This window comes from Terribacillus jepli (assembly GCF_047228925.1).
Classification (GTDB): Bacteria; Bacillota; Bacilli; order Bacillales; family Amphibacillaceae; genus Terribacillus.
On sequence record NZ_JBFEGH010000006.1, the window covers coordinates 188,192 to 206,115 of the forward strand.

Here is a 17,924-nt window from a genome sequence, read left to right on the forward strand (position 1 = left end):
ACCACATGATGGAGCAATCAATGAAGCATACATTGCATAAGCAAGCACAGCAGTGGGTAATGGAAGCAGGGCGGCTTATCAAGGGGAAGATGGATGAACCATTGGAGATCATGACAAAGTCAAGCCCGAAAGATCTTGTAACAAAGATGGACAAGGCAGTTGAATCCTTCTTTTTGGAGAAAATCCGAGAAAACTACCCTTCACACAAAGTGTTGGGGGAAGAAGGCATCGGGGAGGCAGTATCCGAGACGAAAGGAACGGTTTGGATAATCGATCCGATAGACGGTACGATGAATTTCGTCCATCAGAAAACCAATTTTGCCATATCGATAGGGATCGTACACGACGGTATTGCGGAAATCGGAGTAGTTTACAATGTAATGGAAGATACGCTTTATCATGCCAAACGCGGAGAAGGGGCTTACAAGGGTGATGTTAAGCTGCCGATGCTTTCGGAAAAGACGATTGATCAGTCCATCATTGAGCTGAACCATTTCTGGCTCTGCCCTAATCGACGTGTGAATGAAGAAAAACTGCAGCAGCTCATTTATCGTGCAATGGGAACCCGCGCCTATGGTTCGGCGGCATTGGAGCTTGCTTTTCTTGCTGAAGGGATAACGGATGCCTATTTGACCTTCAGCCTTCAGCCTTGGGATTATGCTGGCGGCTTCGTGCTGTTGCACGAAGTGGGAGGCAAGTTGACAGATGCAACGGGCGAACCGGTCGATTTTTTGAATCGGACAACGATAGTGGCAGCCAACAGCAGCATCCATCAGGAATTGATTGAAGACTATATTGAACTAAAATAAAAAAGACGGATTGTCCCGTCTTTTTTATTGTCCTTTTCGTTTTGCGAAGATACCGGCACCCATGATGAAGAACCCGGCAATGATTGCTGCTGTCATCCAGCCGTAATTCTGATAGCTGATCGTCACACCGGCTGCTACGAAACAGGCAATCACCAATATGGAAGTTAGTAAAGCCAATCCTTTTGACATCGTTTCACCTCATTTATCATATTAAAGGTTCATCTGTCTTCTTTTCCCGGTACAAATTGAAATTACCAGTTGCTTTCCGTTCCTTGGTCCGCAATGAGATTCGATCCGAGCAATCGCTGCATAAATGCATCGTATTACGCCGGTTCCGCAATTTCTTTGCATGCGGACTTCCATCATCTATTTCTTCGACTTCATCGCAGAGTACACATTTCACACGCATGCTATCACCTCAGGAGAGTATAATACCTTTTCAGTTTACCATACGATAAGGCAACGTGCGTATGTTGCTGAAAGTTCAGTCATATCCGCTTGGAAAAAATCCTATACCAATAACTTAGCAGATTTTTATCTGGCGGATAGCTTTGATGGGGTCTTCTTTCCTGCTTGGCAGGTAGCAGTGGGCAGGACCGGATTCTTTGATGCTGCGCCCGTCTACTGCAAATAGGAACAAACTGGCTTTAAGCTCGTCCAAGGGAACGGTTTCCTCGCCGTTATCGGTCACGAATACGGCATGGGAGGCTTCATCCTGTATGCCTGCTGTGGAGAGAAAATCAGCAATAGGCATGACATAGCTGTTCTCCAGGGCCAGCTTCCTCTCTTCCCTCGTAAGGCTCTTATTGATGGGAGGTTTCATTTTTTGCTGATAAACAGAACGGTCCCAATGCTTTTCTTCTGCGGCGGGAACTGGCTCGATTTCGTTAAAAGCGTTTTCAAAAAGGATTTTGCGATCGTCGAAAATCCAGACGGATGGATCGAGTGTGAGTGGGAAGTCCACTTTCCCTGTCAGGGTGATTACCATATAATGACACTTCCTTTTCCAGAGTATCTATAGATATAGCTTAACATAAAGAATGTGACAAGTGACAACGATTCGACAAAATTAATAGGTGGACGTGTCTTGCAATTTAGCAGGACTACCGCTAGAATTGTAAAGAAGAAGTCTGTTTAACGGAGGGATAATATTGATATCTGAGATCACCGTTAGTAATCAAGAGAAAGCATATGCCCTTCTTTTGGCGGATGCTGATAAAATACTTAAACTAATCAAAGTACAGATGGACAATTTGACGATGCCGCAGTGTCCGCTATATGAAGAAGTACTCGATACACAAATGTTTGGTTTGTCACGTGAAATAGATTTTGCAATTCGATTGAACCTTGTGAAAGAAGAAGATGGAAAAGAGCTTCTTGAAAACTTGGAAAGGCAGTTGAATGTGCTGCATGAGGCGGCACAGCGGTCGATGCGTCCGTAACAGGACCGGCCGTCTGCAATTGTTTGTACGGGCATCCCATATGAAAGATGAAACCCCTTTGCCCATTTTTTTATTGGCGGGGTTTTTTTATTATTCTATGAATCTAACGGTTTATGACGTTCGTAAAATACATACTATGGGAGCTTTAAGATGAAAAAAAGATTGCGTAATTTTGATTTTACTTTACTATTCACTCCATTGCTGCTGACGGCTTTCGGGGCAGTGATGATCTATAGTGCAAGCTATACGGTAGCGGTTGTCAAATTCGATCAGTCAGCCACTGCATTCTTTGTCAGAACCTTGATCTGGATAGGTTTGGCAATACCTGTCTTTGCCTTTTTCTGTTTTGTGCCATATCAGAAGTTCCAGAAATGGATTAAGCCAATCATGGTAGTCATCGTACTGATGCTTATAGCGGTGTTGTTCACTGGTAAAGTCAATGGTTCCAGATCCTGGTTCAATCTAGGATTCTTCAGCCTGCAGCCGGCGGAATTGGCAAAAGTGGGTATGATCATTTATCTATCAGCGGTTTATGCCAAAAAGCAGAAATATCTGCACAGCTTCTCAAAGGGTGTTCTTCCGCCTTTGATTGTGTTGGGAATCATACTCGGCTTGATCGTCATACAGCCTGACGTAGGTTCTGCATCGATCGTATTCCTCATTTCTTGCTCGATCATACTTAGTGCAGGGATACGATTCAGGCATATGGCCATATTGATTTTGGCAGGCGTTATATTGATTTTGGCAGTCTTGCCCCACATGGTCAATGAAGAACGGATATCCCGCTTTACAGGAGCTTATAAGCCATTCGATGAGGAGCACGTCCAGGATGATGGATTCCAACTGGTCCAATCCTACCTTGCAATCGGCAATGGTGGCATTTTAGGAGATGGATTGGGACAGGGGGTTCAAAAACTCGGTTATCTACCGGAGCCGCACACGGATTTCATAATGGCTGTCATCGCCGAAGAGCTTGGATTCATCGGTGTTTCTGCTGTTTTAGCCATGCTGGCGATCATTGTTTTGCGCGGCTTCTATATAGCCAAGCAATGCCGTGACAGCTTCGGTTCTTTATTGGCAATAGGCATTTCGTCGATGGTGGGGATCCAGACTTTCATCAACCTGGGTGCAATCACCGGTCTATTGCCAATTACAGGTGTGACACTGCCATTTGTCAGTTACGGCGGTACATCCTTGATGATTCTATTCGCCTCCATGGGGATTTTGAATAATATTGCCAGGTATGTACGTTCACAGGAACTGATTGTGTCGGAGAGTACCTTCACGCAGGACAAGCGGGGAAGACGTCCCTCCAATCGACAGAGGATCCGCACTACTAGTACAACTACACAAACAAGGGGAAAGACTAGAGGAGGAGAACGATGGACGAACTAAGGGGAATCAATAAAGTATTGGTAGCAAACAGAGGGGAAATTGCGATTCGTGTATTCCGGGCTTGTGTCGAGCTTGGGATACAAACGGTCGCAATTTATTCAAAAGAGGACAAATCCTCCAGTCACCGTTTCAAAGCGGATGAAGCATACTTAGTAGGTGAAGGCAAAAAGCCGATTGATGCCTATCTTGATATCGAGAATATTCTAGAAATTGCAAAAACTTCCGGTGCAGATGCCATACATCCAGGTTATGGATTCCTATCTGAAAACATCCATTTTGCCAGACGTTGTGAAGAGGAAGGAATCATCTTCATTGGTCCGCGTAGTGAACAGCTTGACATGTTCGGGGATAAAGTGAAGGCAAGACAGCAGGCGCTGCTTGCAGAGATACCGGTCATACCTGGTAGTGACGGGCCGATCCAAGGTCTGGATGAAGCGGAGGCATTCACTGATACCCACGGCTACCCGATCATCATCAAAGCTTCCTTAGGGGGCGGCGGCCGCGGTATGCGCGTCGTCCGATCTGCCGAGGAGCTGGCTGAAGCATATGAGCGAGCAAAATCCGAAGCAAAAGCTGCATTCGGCAGTGATGAAGTATATGTGGAAAAATTAATCGAAAATCCGAAACATATCGAGGTACAAATCCTAGGGGACAGTGCCGGAAATGTCATTCATTTGTTCGAACGTGACTGTTCGATACAGAGAAGGCATCAAAAAGTGATCGAAGTGGCACCAAGTGTCGGCCTTCCTGAAACACTTCGGACTGCTATTTGTGATGCGGCAGTGAAATTGATGAAAAATGTTTCCTATTTGAATGCTGGAACAGTTGAATTCCTTGTGGCAGATAACCAATTCTACTTCATCGAAGTCAATCCACGTGTCCAAGTGGAGCATACAATCACCGAACTGGTTACCGGAGTGGATATCGTTCAGACGCAGCTGTTGCTGGCACAAGGGTACAGTCTGTCGGATGATCGTCTTAACATTCCTCCCCAGTCTGAAATCAAAACGAATGGCTTTGCAATCCAGGCTCGCGTAACCTCGGAGGATCCGCTTAATCACTTTATGCCGGATACTGGGAAAATCATGGCTTATCGTTCCAGCGGAGGATTCGGTGTCCGTTTGGATGGTGGGAATGCCTTCCAAGGTTCCGTCATCAGTTCCTACTATGATTCTTTGTTGGTCAAAGTATCTACATGGGCCGCGGATTACAAACAAGCTGCTTACAAGATGGAAAGGAACCTGCGCGAATTCAGGATCCGAGGCATCAAAACGAACATACCATTCCTTGAAAACGTCATCCTGCATGAAAAATTCCTGGCAGCTGACTATACGACTGGCTTCATTGATGAAACACCGGAATTGTTCGTCTTCCCGAAACGTCAGGATAGAGGGACCAAGATGCTTCAGTATATCGGCTATACAACTGTGAATGGATTTGATGGCAGCGGTAAAGTCGAGAAGCCAGATTTTCCAAAACCAAGAATTCCGAAGCTTGCAAAAGGTCTCGAATATCAAAATGGTACGAAGCAAATCCTGGATGCCCATGGTCCTGAAGGGCTTGCAAACTGGCTGAAGGAACAGGAAGAGGTTTTGCTGACGGATACGACTTTCCGCGATGCACACCAGTCACTCCTTGCGACACGTGTGCGAACGAAAGATCTTTTGACGATTGCTGAACCGACTGCCAAACTATTGCCTAATTTATTTTCTGTCGAGATGTGGGGAGGGGCAACCTTCGATGTTGCCTATCGATTCCTGAAGGAAGATCCTTGGGAGCGGCTGGCTAAACTTAGGGATAAAATGCCAAATGTGTTGTTCCAGATGCTCCTTCGAGCAAGCAATGCAGTAGGTTATAAGAATTATCCGGACAACGTTGTTGAGAAGTTTGTCAAAGAAAGCGCAGAAGCTGGTATTGACGTATATCGTATCTTTGACAGCTTGAACTGGATTGAAAATATGAAGCCGGCGATCGAAGCAGTGCGCAAGCAAAATAAAGTAGCAGAAGCTGCGCTTTGCTACAGTGGTGACATTCTGGATCCAACCCGGACGAAATATGATCTCGCATATTATACGAAGATGGCAAAAGAGCTGGAAACAGCCGGTGCACACATCATCGGCATCAAAGATATGGCAGGTCTGCTTAAACCACAGGCTGCCTATGACTTGGTCAGCGCTTTGAAGGATACCGTATCGATTCCGATCCATTTGCATACGCACGACACGAGCGGGAACGGCGTCCTGACGTATGTGAAGGCTGTTGAAGCTGGAGTCGATGTGGTCGATGTGGCGGCGGGTTCCATGGCAGGTCTAACTTCACAGCCAAGTGCCAGCACGTTTTATCACGCGATGCAGGGGATGGAACGCAGACCTTCAATCGATGTCGAAAATTATGATGAACTCGGGTCTTATTGGGAAGATGTGCGTAATCGTTATAGCGACTTCGAAAGCGGCATGAAAGCTCCCCATGCAGAAGTCTATTTGCATGAAATGCCAGGCGGGCAATACAGCAATTTGCTGCAGCAGGCTAATGCGGTCGGTTTAGGTGACCGCTGGGATGAAGTGAAAGTCATGTACAGAAGGGTGAATGACTTATTCGGCGATGTCATCAAAGTAACTCCATCTTCCAAGGTTGTGGGAGATATGGCATTATTTATGGTACAAAACGACTTGGATGAAAAGAGTGTCATCGAAAGAGGGGCTTCCCTTGACTTCCCGGACTCTGTAATCGAATTCGCCCAAGGCTATCTTGGTCAGCCATATGGCGGTTTCCCGAAAGAGCTGCAAAAGGTGATCGTCAAGGATCGGGAAGTGATCACGGCACGTCCTGGCGAATTGCTTCCTCCGGTAGAGTTTGATCAGCTGCGCAGTGAACTTCAGGAAAAGATGGAGGATGAAGCTACCGAGCAGGATATCGTGGCATACTCCCTTTATCCGAAAGTGTTCGAAACGTACACAGCATTCAAGGAGGCTTATGGCGACCTGTCCGTTCTGACAACTCCGACATTCTTCTACGGCATGAAGCTGGATGAAGAAATCGAAGTGGAAATCGAACCAGGAAAAACCTTGATCGTCAAGCTGGTTGCAATTGGCGAGGCTGGTCCGGATGCGATGCGTACGATATACTTTGAGTTCAACGGACAGCCTCGTGAAGTGCTTGTGCGTGATGAACAGGTGCAGGCGACAGTCAAAACAACGCCAAAAGCAGATAAACAGAACAAGAAGCATATTGGTGCAACGATGCCTGGAACAGTCATCAGGGCGCTGGTAGCTGCTGGTGAGCAAGTGCAAAAAGGGCAGCAGCTGCTCGTCACAGAGGCGATGAAGATGGAAACGACAGTACAGGCGCCATTTGATGGAACTATCAAAGGTGTCTATGTAAAAGATGCGGAACCTATCCAAGTTGGAGATCTGCTTGTGGAATTTGAATAAAAGAAAATCCACTGCCGCGATGGCAGTGGATTTTTTAATGTTCTTTTTCATATTTTGCGCTTCGGAAGGACAGCATGATGTAGTAAGTCATGATTCCGAAGTAGACGCTGATGATCAAGGAATGCAGCAGGGCTACAAATAGATGCATACCGGTGAAGATGACAAGCACACCGACGATTGCTTGTGCTGCCAAGAGGCAGAAGCTGATGATCCAACCCCTGGACATCACTGCCTGTCCTTTGTAATGGCGGATCACTTGGATCATGATGATGAAGGACCAGACAAGCGCCAGCATGGCTGCGCCCCGGTGCAGCATCTGCACCAGCTGTGCCGCACTTAATCCAAACAGACCTGGATCGGAGTTGGAGCAAAGCGGGAAGTCTCCGCAGACAAGACTTGCATTCATGTGACGTACAAGCGCTCCGGTATAGACGACAAGATAAATATAAATGGTATGCAGATAAAATTGAATCCGCATTCCTTTCCGGATTACAAGTGCACGGGCATCAAACTTCTTGTCCACTTCAAAAACCAGCAGTGTGAGCAGGAGGACCGAAGCGAAAGATATAAGCGAAATGCCGAAATGAAGTGCCAGTACTGTGTCGGATTGCTGCCAAACAACCGCAGCAGCACCAATGAGTGCTTGGAGAATCAAGAAGAATACTGATACTATCGACAGGAATTTCACTTCGCGGATATGGCCGATTTTACGCCATGCGAAGATTGCAAGCAAGATAATGACGATTCCCATTGCTGATGATACGAAACGATGGGCAGATTCGATGACAAGCTCCGGTGTTATATTGGTCAAAGCTCCTTCACATAAAGGCCAGCTCTGTCCGCAGCCATCCTCGGACCCTGTTTTGGTAACAAGAGCGCCGCCCAACAAAACGAACAGCATACCCACGGTACCAATCACAGATAAGAATTTCAATAATTTCACGTATATACACCTCTTGTTTACAAACTTAAAGCAATGATAAAACATCATGCCTATCGTAACACGAAATACCTTTAAGAAAAAAAGTATTTCTTGTCAATTTTATGACCTGTTACAGCCGTTTCTTTAGAATTGGGTTGGACAGAGGAAGAGTTAGTTCAGCAAATTGTCAAAAACGATTTCGTTTAATGAAGTTAGACGTGTTACAATATTGAAAGTGTGATAAAATACAAGAATTATGTGTAACCAAGCAGAAAGGATGTGCTGGTGTGGATAAGATCGAAACAACTTCTTCCCAAGTTTTGAACGGCGCCGAACAGGCAGATTCTACTACTAGTCTTTGGACAGACTTTAAGGCACTTATAAAAACAGGTATTATAAATTCGAATCTATTGACCGCCTTTGGTGGTTTTTGGCTCGCACTTTATATGACAAATGAGCAATTCGTCGACCATATCCCGACTTTTATTTACATGATGATCGGAAGTGGACTGGTCATTGCAGGCGGTTGTGTCATCAATAACTATTATGATCGTGATATTGACCATATCATGCAAAGGACGAAGAAACGTCCGACTGTAACAGGATCCATTCCTCTTTCTGTCGTACTAACGATGGGGATCGGCTTCACGGTACTTGGTGTCGGGTTCCTTTTCCTGACAACATGGCAAGCAGCAGCAATCGGAATGTTTGGCTGGTTTGCTTATGTAGTACTTTATACAATGTGGTCCAAGCGCCGCTATACAATCAATACAGCGATCGGGAGTTTTTCAGGCGCGGTTCCCCCGCTGATCGGTTATGCTGCCATCGATGGAGGTTTGAGCACAGAAGCTTGGATCGTCTTCGCCATCATGTTTATCTGGCAGACACCGCATTTCTTGGCATTGGCCATGAAAAAAGCAGAAGACTACAAGGCAGCGAATATCCCGATGCTGCCATCTGTATATGGTTTTGGAATCACCAAACGTCAGATCGTCGTTTATACAGCATGTTTGCTCCCGCTGCCATTTTATTTAACCACGCTCGGAACAGTGTTCGTCGTTATTGCCAGCGTATTGAATGTTGGATGGCTTGCGATCGGCATCGCTGGATTCTTCATGAAAGATGACTTGAAATGGGCTACATGGATGTTCGTTTACAGCCTGAATTATTTGATGATTTTCTTTATCGCGCTTGTTGTATTCACAACACCTGCGATATTCTGATTATAAGATGGGACACTTCCTGCATAAGGAGGTGTCTTTTTGCGTTTATGGTGGGGCAAGCAGCGGGAATAAGAACGGTAAATGTGCATCGGGGGAGAGGGAAAATGAATGGATATGGAAACACCGCGCTTAAACTTGAAAGCCATGACACTGGAAATGGGGAAGCAGCTTGTTCGTTACCCGGTCACCTTCTTCTATGAACAGGAAATATCGTATGTGACCGATTGGCCGACAAATGCCTTGAAGGCGGAGCTGCCCTTATACTTAGAGGATATTGAATCAGGACAGGCTGGTTTCGGATTCGGGCCATGGGTCTTACATACAAAATACAAGAAGGAAATGGTCGGTCACGTTATTGTCAAGCAACCGGAAAATGATACTCCCCAAACAGGGATATATTTCCACATCCGCAAAGGGATGGCCGGGAAAAGATATGAAGATGAAGCAATTGTAAGCATTTGCGATTGGCTGCTGAAACAAGGCATCGAAACGATCCATGCCTACTGCAAACCGGATGAAGCACAAAAACAGCAAGTTCTGACGAGGTGCGGCTTTCAAAAGCTTGGTCAGATTGATGGTTTGGTCCAATTCAGGACGCATGGTCAGTTACTCCCTGCGGATGGTATGTGAAGCTTGTCGAAGAAGTCGGCTATCTCTGAATTGGGTTTTGTATTATAATAAGAACAACAAATGGAAAGGGGGCAGGATGCATGAAAGGTTTGCGGATCGTGTTATTGCTTCTCGTAGTGGGAGCAGGTGTACTGTTCTTTTGGAACAAAGATGATTATCTTGGTCCTGCCCAGGACGCAAAACATAAAGATACAGAGAATGTGCAAAAAGCAGAGGCTTCCCAGAAACCGAATGGTGACATAGAACGGTGGGTCAACCAAGAACCTGAAACATTGGAAAAGGATCAAGGTGAACCTGACCGGATTGACAAATCCTCTTACGGATATGATTGGTATATATATGATAAAGGTGACGCCTACGCCCAGTATGGCGTGAAGGATGATCGAATCATCACTGCCTTTGCTGTCGGGGAAGCATCGCTTGCCAAAGCAGAAATTGGCGAAAGTCGTGAAGAAGTCGAGCAGGATTACCCTCTGGAGGGAGAGGTGTCCTTTCGCTATGACAACAACAGGTACACATTCAAACTGAAAGAGAAGGATCAACAGATTCAACCGCTTGCCCAAATCGGGGATGGATTGTTCGCACAATTTTATTTTGATACATTTGATGATGAACTAACGGCAGTCCGGGTGCTGACTGATGAACAACTCATTATGGAACGACCATACGATGTGACCTATACAGGTCAGCTGCCTGAGCAGCCGCGGCTTTCCGACGATGACTGGCAGCAAGTGCAAAAAGGAATGGAACAGCAAATCATCGACATAACCAATGTCTTGCGTTCGCATTTCGATGTTCCGTCATTGGAGTGGAACGACCAAGTTGCGGCCGTTGCTCTCGGTCATAGTGAAGATATGCAAAAACACCAGTATTTCTCTCATGTGACGCCGAGTGGTGAGGAGCTAGGTGACCGGCTGGCAGATGGTCAAGTCAGCTTCCAAAGTGCAGGGGAGAATATTGCCGCCGGCTATACAGATGCTCCTGCCGCGATGATTGGCTGGCTGAACAGCGAAGGTCACCGCAAAACGATGCTTGATGCAACCTATGAAGAACTTGGAGTGGGTGTATATCGTTATTACTATACACAAAACTTCCTTTTACAATAACCGGGTTTCCGTGAAGGAATCCCGGTTATTTGTGTCATTAACCCTAGATTTTCATATAGTGGTCAGAGAGGGTTATATTGTGGTTAGGAGATGAATGGTAATGTCAGATACGAATTTGCATCCTTCGATCCAGGCATTCAGACAATTCGTCCAACAGCATCCAAAACTGATTCAAGAAGTCAGGCAAAAGCAGACAGGATGGCAGCCTTACTATGAAAAGTGGGTATTGTTAGGCGAGGAGGATCCGAGCTGGCAGGCATATAAAGAAAAGGAACAAATGGAGCAGACTGAAACCGAGTCACAGGAAATGGGAAAAGAGATGTTCAACAAGGTAGTGGGGATGGCCAGTCAATTTGATTTACAGAAACTGCAGGGGCATATCCACCAATTGAATGGAGCGCTTGAGAATATCAAACAATTGATAGGGCAATATCAAGGAGTCAAACAGCAGCTTCCGACGAAGAAAAAAGCACCTACATTTTTCCATAGGGACTAGAGGGAGGTTGTATGATGCGGCAGGACATTTATCAAAGGCTGCAGCACCGGGAAGAATTGCTCCGTTTTGTCAGGCTTCATCCGATATGGTACCGGAAACTTGCGCGCGATCCGAACGCATTCGGTGATTTGGAGAAACAGGCGAATTATTTCTACGGCAAAACGGTTCCACAGCGTATCGGACAGTTCGGGGAGCAGCTGAGCATGGTGAATATGCTGATACAGATGGCGCGGGCGATGCGGGATTAAACACTTTTCATTTCCCTATTATTTGGTATGATAATAGGGGAGGTGGTTCTATGTTTGCAACTATGGAATTTGTTGAACTCCTGGAGAAATCTGAGCGATTGGGTCTGATGATACGCGATTCGGACATTATGGCAGCATATAGCTCCGCTCAAGCCAAGCTCTACCAGGATAGTGAAACGAAAGCTAAAATCGACGCATTCACAGCCATAAAAGAACAATATGAAGAAGTGCAGCGATTCGGAAGATACCACCCTGATTACAGCTTCATCATGAAAGAAATCCGCAGCAAGAAGCGTGAGATGGATATGGATGCCAACGTTGCTGCATTTAAAATAGCAGAGCGGAATCTGCAAAAACTGCTTGATGATATCAGCGCCAAGCTCGCTGTAACAGTGAGCAAGAACGTCAAGGCACCACGAGCGGGGGCAGCTTTGAAGGACTCCGGATGTGGCTGCGGAAGCGGCGGCGCCTGCGGGTGTGCATCCTGACAAATTTCCGGTAAGCTTTTGGCTTGCCGGTTTTTTTGTGTTGCTCCAAGGGGCTAGGCTTTGCTACACTAAGAAAAAAGCTGTAAAGCGAGGAACATCATTTATGTTGACAAAACGGCAGGGAATCGTCGTATGGTTCCAGCATATGAAAAATATCAAGCAGCTGAAGCGGCACGGACATCTGGTTTTCGTATCCAAGAAGCAGAAGTATGCAATGATTTATGTGAACATGGAGGAAGCCGAAGAGAAGGAAGCAGCGTTACAAAGGCTGCCATTCGTCTCCAGGACAGCTTTGAGCTACCGTCCCTTCGTTCGTACCGATTTCGAGAATGCAAAACAGGATAAAGCGAAAGAATACGATTATAAGATCGGGATATAAAAAAAGCCTGCAGGAAAAAAGCCCTGCAGGCGCCTTTTGTTTCCAGTGAAAACAACAGGCAAAGGGAGAGGAGAAACCGGAGGAAGAGCTTATGGGGAAACGTAAGTCTTCTCCGTGTTCATGAAGCAGCTATTAGCGTGATAGCCGCTTCAATAGTACAGTATGGACCGGATCAGTAAGGAATATACATCGTTTTTGAAGGAGTGTAATGGAATGCGAGTAATTGCAGGAGAGCATAAAGGAAGGGCGTTGAAGGCTGTCCCGAACCAGCTTACCAGACCGACTACAGATAAAATAAAGGAAAGCCTTTTCTCGGTGCTGGGACCTTTTTTTGACGGAGGGGAGTGCCTCGACCTGTTTGCCGGGAGCGGCGGACTCGGTATCGAAGCATTGAGCAGGGGAATGACGCATTGCATTTTTGTTGATAAGCAGGGTAAAGCTGTCGAAACGATCAAGCAGAACTTGACTGCTTTGAGGCTGACAGATCATGCAGAGGTGTATCGGAATGATGCAGTGCGTGCGCTGAAGGCCGTCGCAAAAAGAGACAAGCAGTTTGATCTCATATTCTTGGATCCGCCGTATCAAAAAATGTCTTACGAAGGCTTGCTGGAGCAAATCAGCGAAGCTGGCATACTGGATGCGCACGGACGTATTGTTTGTGAACACGATGCCAAAAAGGAGCTGCCCGAGTTCATTGCAGGCCTGCAAGCAGTGAAACGGGACGTATATGGGAATACTACCGCCATCACAATCTTTCAACTTGTGCGGGAGGATGGACAATGACGATTGCAATGTATCCAGGATCCTTCGATCCAGTAACAAATGGACATGTCGATATCATTCAACGAGCTGCAGCGATATTTGATAAAGTGATTGTTGCCGTGGCAGTCAACAGCAAAAAGAAGCCGCTCTTCGATGAAGAGGAGCGAATCGAACTTTTGAGACAGTCCGTCAAACATTTACCGAATGTATCGGTTGCCAAGGCCGAGGGTCTGACCGTTGACTTTGCCAGGAAACATGATGTTAAAGTTTTGATCCGCGGATTACGTGCTGTGAGCGATTTTGAAAGTGAGATGCAGATCAGCGGAATCAATCGTCACTTGCAACCCGGATTGGAGACGCTTTTCATCACGGCTGATTCTGCTTATAGTTTCCTGAGTTCAAGCATTGTCAAGGAAGCGGCAAGCTTTGGGGCGGATATCAGTAAGCTAGTGCCGCCCCCTGTACAGGAAGCCATCAAGCAAAAATATTAACCCATCATCCGCCGTTTCATCAGGATCAGTGTTGCGATTAAAAGCATGATGATAGTGAAAACAGGTCCGATTGATGCTAGTGCACCAAGCAGCTCCGCAGATGTATCAGGAGCTGTTTTTTCCTGTAAGAAGGTGAATAGGCTTGTTTCTTGATGTTTAGCATAAAGCGGTTCGAATAAGATAGCCGCCAATCCAGCAGCGATGAAACCATGCAGCAGACGGGCAAAAAAATATGGGGCGAATCTGATATCTGTTTCAGCAAGGATGCTAGCCACTTGCGCTTGCACAGAAAAACCATTAAAAGCAAGAATGAAGCTGACAACGACGATTGGGAAAAAGAAGTCTGATCCAGCTGCGTGAGCAATCATTTGTCCGCCCATCGTGATTTCGAATAGGCCGGAAAACATCGGAACGACCAAGTCAGCTGGAACTCCGAAGACAGCGGTCACTATCCGCAGGCCATCGGCAAGTAATTCCGTGATTCCTAAAATGAATAGAAGCTTATTGAAAACAGAGAACATAATGATGAATCCGCCGATCATCAAGAGGGTTTGGATGGAATTGACGACGGCATCCCCAAAGATTTTGCCAAATGGCCTTTTATCTGCCATCCGTGTTTCGTGCAGCTCCCGAAAAGCTCTGCTAATCAATCCTTTTTCCCTGACATAAACAGAGCGGGATTCTGAGCGACCGTAGAAGCGCATGCAAATTCCTACTAGGATATTTCCTCCGTAATGCGCAATGGCAAGCAAGATGCCAAGCTCTGCATCTCCGAAAAAACTCACGGCAATTACACCGAATATGAAAAGGGGGTTGCTGGCATTTGTAAATGAAACCAGACGTTCGGCTTCGACTTTGGTAAGTTGTTTTTCCTGTCGCAGGCGGCTCGTCAGTTTTGCACCCGACGGATACCCGCTTGCCATGCCCATCGCCAGCACGAAACTGCCGACGCCAGGGACATTGAATAATGGCCGCATGATCGGTTCGCAAAAAACACCAATGAAACGAACCATGCCAAAAGCGATCAGCAGTTCTGCAGTTATGAAAAAAGGTAGGAGGGATGGAAAGACGACTTCCCACCACATATTCAATCCACGAATGCTGGCTTGCAATGATGGGTCAGGATACAAGATAAGACTGACCGCTAACAATAATGCAGACCCAGCCAGCAGAACCGATTTCATTTTTTGCACAACTATCCCTCCGATTTGTGACAACTGTACTTCTTGAATTCGAAGTAGTACACTTAAATACAGCCGATTTGTACAGGCTATCTTAACTATACGCGTGCTCAATAGGGAAATATGCTTCTTCTTCTGAATAAGTGAAGATAGCGGGCACAGAAGGGGAACTAAACAGATGAAACAGAACAAACGTTATATCCTGTTCGTCATTCTGCTGCTGCTTATCGTTTTTTGTTTCTCCGGTGTTTACAGAATGCCGTATTATGTATACAAGCCGGGCGCAGCGGATGCTCTGGATCCGATCGTATCCGTGGATGGCAGCGAAAAGAGTGAAGGTGATATGCATCTTGTCACCGTGCGGGGCGGGCAGGCGACACCATTCCAATATGTAATGGCTAAGATACTGCCATACCACCAAATTGAAAAATTAGAAGATGTCATACCGGAGGGTATTTCCGAAGAGGAATATACACAAGCACAGCTGATGCAAATGGAAAGCTCCCAGGAAGCATCCACAGTCGTTGCCTACGAGGCAGCTGGTGCAGATTTGCAAATCGATTATAAAGGCGTATACGTTGTCTCTGTTGTAAAAGATTTACCCGCGGACGGCCAGCTGAAACAGGGCGACCTTATCACTGCTGTGGATGGGCATGAAGTGAAAGAGGCAATTGATTTGACTGACTATGTCACTTCAAAAAAAATAGGCGATACCATCACCTTGCAAATAGAGCGGGATGATGAACAGCTGGAGAAGAAATTGAAACTCAAAGCACTTCCTGATACTCAAATTCCTGGCATTGGTATAACACTTGTGACCGATCGGGATGTCACGGAGGATCCGAAAGTGACTTTCTCAAGCGGTCAAATCGGCGGGCCTAGTGCCGGACTGATGTTCAGCTTGGAAATCTATGACCAACTGGAAGAGGAAGATCTGACGAAGGGCTATCAGATCTGCGGTACAGGAGAAGTAGATTATGAAGGAAATGTCGGACGGATCGGCGGAATCGACAAAAAGGTTGTAGCAGCAGATAAAGAAGGCTGTGATATCTTCTTTGCCCCGAATGAACAGGGTGCTGCGGATTCCAATTATGAAGTAGCGAAACAAACTGCAGAAGACATCGGGACGGATATGAAAATCATACCGGTCGATACATTTGAAGATGCGAAAAATTACTTAGAACAAATGCCTGCCAAATAAAGAAAAGGATGCATCACAGCGATGCATCCTTTTGTTATACGAAGATGGGAGGGGCAATTTCCTGCCTGCGTGATTGAGCTGCAACTTTGGGCGGTAATATACTATAATACGCATCTGCTGCTTGCAGCTCCAAATCAGCCACAGGATGCATACCATCTTTTAATTGTGTGTACAGCGGCACATCAAGCCGTTTTTTTCTGGATGCTAGGAATGCCTGCCCCTTTTTAGTCATGCCAAGGACACGGATATAAGGGCATGATGGTTCTTTTAGATTTTCGCTGACAAATTGTTTTTGGCTATTGGTAAGCAGATGGACGCACACTCGCTGCAGTCTTGTCCAAGTGTATCGTTTTGTCTTGATCAGCGAAAGAAATTGCTTGAAGTTCAATGACTGATTAATATATTTCTTGATTCGATATTCCAATCCTTCATCCATCCCCTGGATCTGGCGCAGCATTTCTGCAGGACGGGTGAGGATGAGGTAGCGAAGGAGCGGGAAATAAGCTTCCCAGCTATGAAGATTTTCACCATCCAATAATTCATAAGTGCTTCCCGGTACAGCTTGATTGACAGCTCGTCTTTTATTGTCAAGCCAAGCGGTACGGATTGATGTGGCACTTGCAATCGGACCGGTGATCGACTGGTCATGATAGCCTGCTTCGATACGGCGGATAGTATGTACTTGCAATGGAGTGCCTAGCTTTTCAGCTGCCTTCATATAAGCGAAACCCAATATATTATTCGGACTGCCGAGATCAAGGGAGGAATCGATACCGACAGCTTCATATGCTGCACGGTTAGCTTCAGGATAAGATAGGCCATGCTCCAGCTGCTGTTTCAGAACCGACTCAAATGCTGTCTGATTTGCCTGCTGTCCTACCAATGCCTGGCGAAATGCTTCGATCGATCCATCTTCGGAACCGAAAACCAAATGCTCAGCTTGCAGTGCGTGCAAAATGGAAACAGCTCCTTGGGCAAACAAGTCGGCATGCTGGACAGCGTAAAGGAAAGGCAATTCAATCACCAAATCAATTCCGGCAGAGAGCGCCGCTCTTGTCCGGCAGAACTTATCCAAGATGGCAGGTTCACCGCGTTGCGTGAAATTCCCGCTCATTACCGCAATCATACAATCACTTCCGGTTAATTTCTGCGCCTGCTGTATATGATAAACATGACCGTTATGTAAAGGGTTATATTCGACGATGAGGCCGCATGAATTCATAAAAAGCTCCTTTCTTCATGGTTTGAAGCAGAGGGATAGATATCTTTGGTTCCCTTGCTTAACGTTCCGTTTCTTTCGCTTTTCGTTGGTGTCTAGCTCCGAAAACCAGGAGCTGCGGTATAGGCGATAAATCCCTGCGAGTGGAAAGTCACCACTCTCCGGGCTTTCTCCACCTATCCCTTCGCTCCTAAACGGTTTCTTTTCGCTTTTCGTTGGTGTCCAGCTGTAGAAACCAGAAACTGCGCTGTAAGCAATTAATCCCTGCGTGGGGAAGTCACCCACTCCGGGCTTCCTTGCTTACCTCTTCGTTTCTAAGCGGTTTCTTTCGCTTTTCGTTGGTGTCCAGCTGTAGAAACCAGAAACTGCGCTGTAAGCAATTAATCCCTGCGTGGGGAAGTCACCCACTCCGGGCTTCCTTGCTTACCTCTTCGTTTCTAAGCGGTTTCTTTCGCTTTTCGTTGGTGTCCAGCTGTAGAAACCAGAAACTGCGCTGTAAGC

Annotated in this window: 20 protein-coding genes; 14 read left to right on the forward strand and 6 right to left on the reverse strand. The window is 46.3% G+C overall.

Annotated elements, in window-relative coordinates; genetic code table 11:
• The first annotated feature begins 5 nt into the window (after positions 1–5).
• A complete protein-coding gene (locus AB1K91_RS09195) occupies positions 6–809 on the forward strand; it encodes an inositol monophosphatase family protein (RefSeq protein ID WP_413089498.1) in 804 nt (267 codons plus the stop codon).
• A gap of 24 nt (positions 810–833) precedes the next feature.
• Here AB1K91_RS09195 and AB1K91_RS09200 read toward each other — a convergent pair whose 3' ends face one another.
• The 3 genes from AB1K91_RS09200 to AB1K91_RS09210 all read right to left on the reverse strand — a co-directional run bounded on the left by AB1K91_RS09200 (position 834) and on the right by AB1K91_RS09210 (position 1,797).
• Positions 834–998: a DUF5325 family protein gene (locus tag AB1K91_RS09200; RefSeq protein WP_170829611.1), complete on the reverse strand. Its 165-nt coding sequence runs from the start codon at positions 996–998 to the stop codon at positions 834–836.
• Between the two features lie 16 nt (positions 999–1,014).
• Positions 1,015–1,218, reverse strand: coding sequence for a YlaI family protein (locus tag AB1K91_RS09205; RefSeq protein ID WP_413089499.1), 204 nt, complete (start codon positions 1,216–1,218; stop codon positions 1,015–1,017).
• Positions 1,219–1,332: 114 nt separating this feature from the next.
• Positions 1,333–1,797 carry a hypothetical protein gene (locus AB1K91_RS09210; RefSeq protein ID WP_413089500.1) on the reverse strand — a complete coding sequence of 155 codons (465 nt, stop codon included), beginning with the start codon at positions 1,795–1,797 and terminating at the stop codon, positions 1,333–1,335.
• A gap of 163 nt (positions 1,798–1,960) precedes the next feature.
• Here AB1K91_RS09210 and AB1K91_RS09215 point away from each other — a divergent pair, with 163 nt between their 5' ends.
• From AB1K91_RS09215 to pyc, 3 genes are all read left to right on the forward strand, one after another.
• The gene (locus tag AB1K91_RS09215) at positions 1,961–2,251 is read left to right on the forward strand and encodes an Fpa/YlaN family protein (RefSeq protein WP_038559874.1); all 291 of its coding nucleotides are present in this window, start codon (positions 1,961–1,963) and stop codon (positions 2,249–2,251) included.
• A gap of 150 nt (positions 2,252–2,401) precedes the next feature.
• Positions 2,402–3,646 carry a putative lipid II flippase FtsW gene (gene ftsW, locus AB1K91_RS09220; RefSeq protein WP_413089501.1) on the forward strand — a complete coding sequence of 415 codons (1,245 nt, stop codon included), beginning with the start codon at positions 2,402–2,404 and terminating at the stop codon, positions 3,644–3,646.
• A complete protein-coding gene (gene pyc / locus AB1K91_RS09225) occupies positions 3,634–7,077 on the forward strand; it encodes a pyruvate carboxylase (RefSeq protein WP_413089502.1) in 3,444 nt (1,147 codons plus the stop codon). Before ftsW ends, pyc begins: the two co-directional genes overlap by 13 nt.
• A gap of 34 nt (positions 7,078–7,111) precedes the next feature.
• Here the strand turns inward: pyc and AB1K91_RS09230 are convergent, their stop codons facing one another.
• A complete protein-coding gene (locus AB1K91_RS09230) occupies positions 7,112–8,020 on the reverse strand; it encodes a COX15/CtaA family protein (RefSeq protein ID WP_413089503.1) in 909 nt (302 codons plus the stop codon).
• A gap of 266 nt (positions 8,021–8,286) precedes the next feature.
• Between AB1K91_RS09230 and cyoE the strand changes: the two genes are divergently transcribed.
• The 9 genes from cyoE (at position 8,287) to coaD (ending at position 13,822) form a co-directional block, all read left to right on the forward strand.
• Positions 8,287–9,222, forward strand: a complete 936-nt coding sequence (gene cyoE, locus AB1K91_RS09235) for a heme o synthase (RefSeq protein WP_413089504.1) — start codon at positions 8,287–8,289, stop codon at positions 9,220–9,222.
• A 108-nt stretch (positions 9,223–9,330) separates the two neighbouring features.
• A complete protein-coding gene (locus AB1K91_RS09240) occupies positions 9,331–9,852 on the forward strand; it encodes a GNAT family N-acetyltransferase (RefSeq protein WP_413089505.1) in 522 nt (173 codons plus the stop codon).
• An 80-nt stretch (positions 9,853–9,932) separates the two neighbouring features.
• A complete protein-coding gene (locus AB1K91_RS09245; RefSeq protein ID WP_413089506.1) occupies positions 9,933–10,958 on the forward strand; it encodes a CAP domain-containing protein in 1,026 nt (341 codons plus the stop codon).
• Positions 10,959–11,058: 100 nt separating this feature from the next.
• A complete protein-coding gene (locus AB1K91_RS09250) occupies positions 11,059–11,454 on the forward strand; it encodes a YlbD family protein (protein WP_413089507.1) in 396 nt (131 codons plus the stop codon).
• Positions 11,455–11,465: 11 nt separating this feature from the next.
• Positions 11,466–11,702, forward strand: coding sequence for a YlbE-like family protein (locus AB1K91_RS09255; protein ID WP_413089508.1), 237 nt, complete (start codon positions 11,466–11,468; stop codon positions 11,700–11,702).
• A 50-nt stretch (positions 11,703–11,752) separates the two neighbouring features.
• Positions 11,753–12,190 (forward strand): YlbF/YmcA family competence regulator, encoded by a 438-nt coding sequence (locus tag AB1K91_RS09260; RefSeq protein ID WP_413089509.1) that lies wholly within the window; start codon positions 11,753–11,755, stop codon positions 12,188–12,190.
• A 103-nt stretch (positions 12,191–12,293) separates the two neighbouring features.
• Positions 12,294–12,569, forward strand: coding sequence for a YlbG family protein (locus tag AB1K91_RS09265; protein ID WP_093726711.1), 276 nt, complete (start codon positions 12,294–12,296; stop codon positions 12,567–12,569).
• 213 nt (positions 12,570–12,782) lie between these two features.
• Positions 12,783–13,352: a 16S rRNA (guanine(966)-N(2))-methyltransferase RsmD gene (rsmD, locus tag AB1K91_RS09270; RefSeq protein ID WP_413089510.1), complete on the forward strand. Its 570-nt coding sequence runs from the start codon at positions 12,783–12,785 to the stop codon at positions 13,350–13,352.
• Positions 13,349–13,822, forward strand: a complete 474-nt coding sequence (coaD, locus tag AB1K91_RS09275; protein ID WP_413089511.1) for a pantetheine-phosphate adenylyltransferase — start codon at positions 13,349–13,351, stop codon at positions 13,820–13,822. The genes rsmD and coaD overlap by 4 nt, the downstream gene beginning before the upstream one ends.
• On the opposite strand, the gene ylbJ is transcribed toward coaD, so the two are convergent.
• Entirely contained in the window at positions 13,819–15,006 is a 1,188-nt protein-coding gene (gene ylbJ, locus AB1K91_RS09280; RefSeq protein WP_413089522.1) for a sporulation integral membrane protein YlbJ, read from the reverse strand. The two genes, coaD and ylbJ, sit on opposite strands and share 4 nt — an antisense overlap.
• A gap of 175 nt (positions 15,007–15,181) precedes the next feature.
• Here ylbJ and AB1K91_RS09285 point away from each other — a divergent pair, with 175 nt between their 5' ends.
• The gene (locus tag AB1K91_RS09285; RefSeq protein WP_413089512.1) at positions 15,182–16,204 is read left to right on the forward strand and encodes a SepM family pheromone-processing serine protease; all 1,023 of its coding nucleotides are present in this window, start codon (positions 15,182–15,184) and stop codon (positions 16,202–16,204) included.
• A gap of 34 nt (positions 16,205–16,238) precedes the next feature.
• On the opposite strand, the gene AB1K91_RS09290 is transcribed toward AB1K91_RS09285, so the two are convergent.
• Positions 16,239–17,426 carry a nucleotidyltransferase gene (locus AB1K91_RS09290; RefSeq protein WP_413089513.1) on the reverse strand — a complete coding sequence of 396 codons (1,188 nt, stop codon included), beginning with the start codon at positions 17,424–17,426 and terminating at the stop codon, positions 16,239–16,241.
• Between the last annotated feature and the right edge of the window lie 498 nt (positions 17,427–17,924).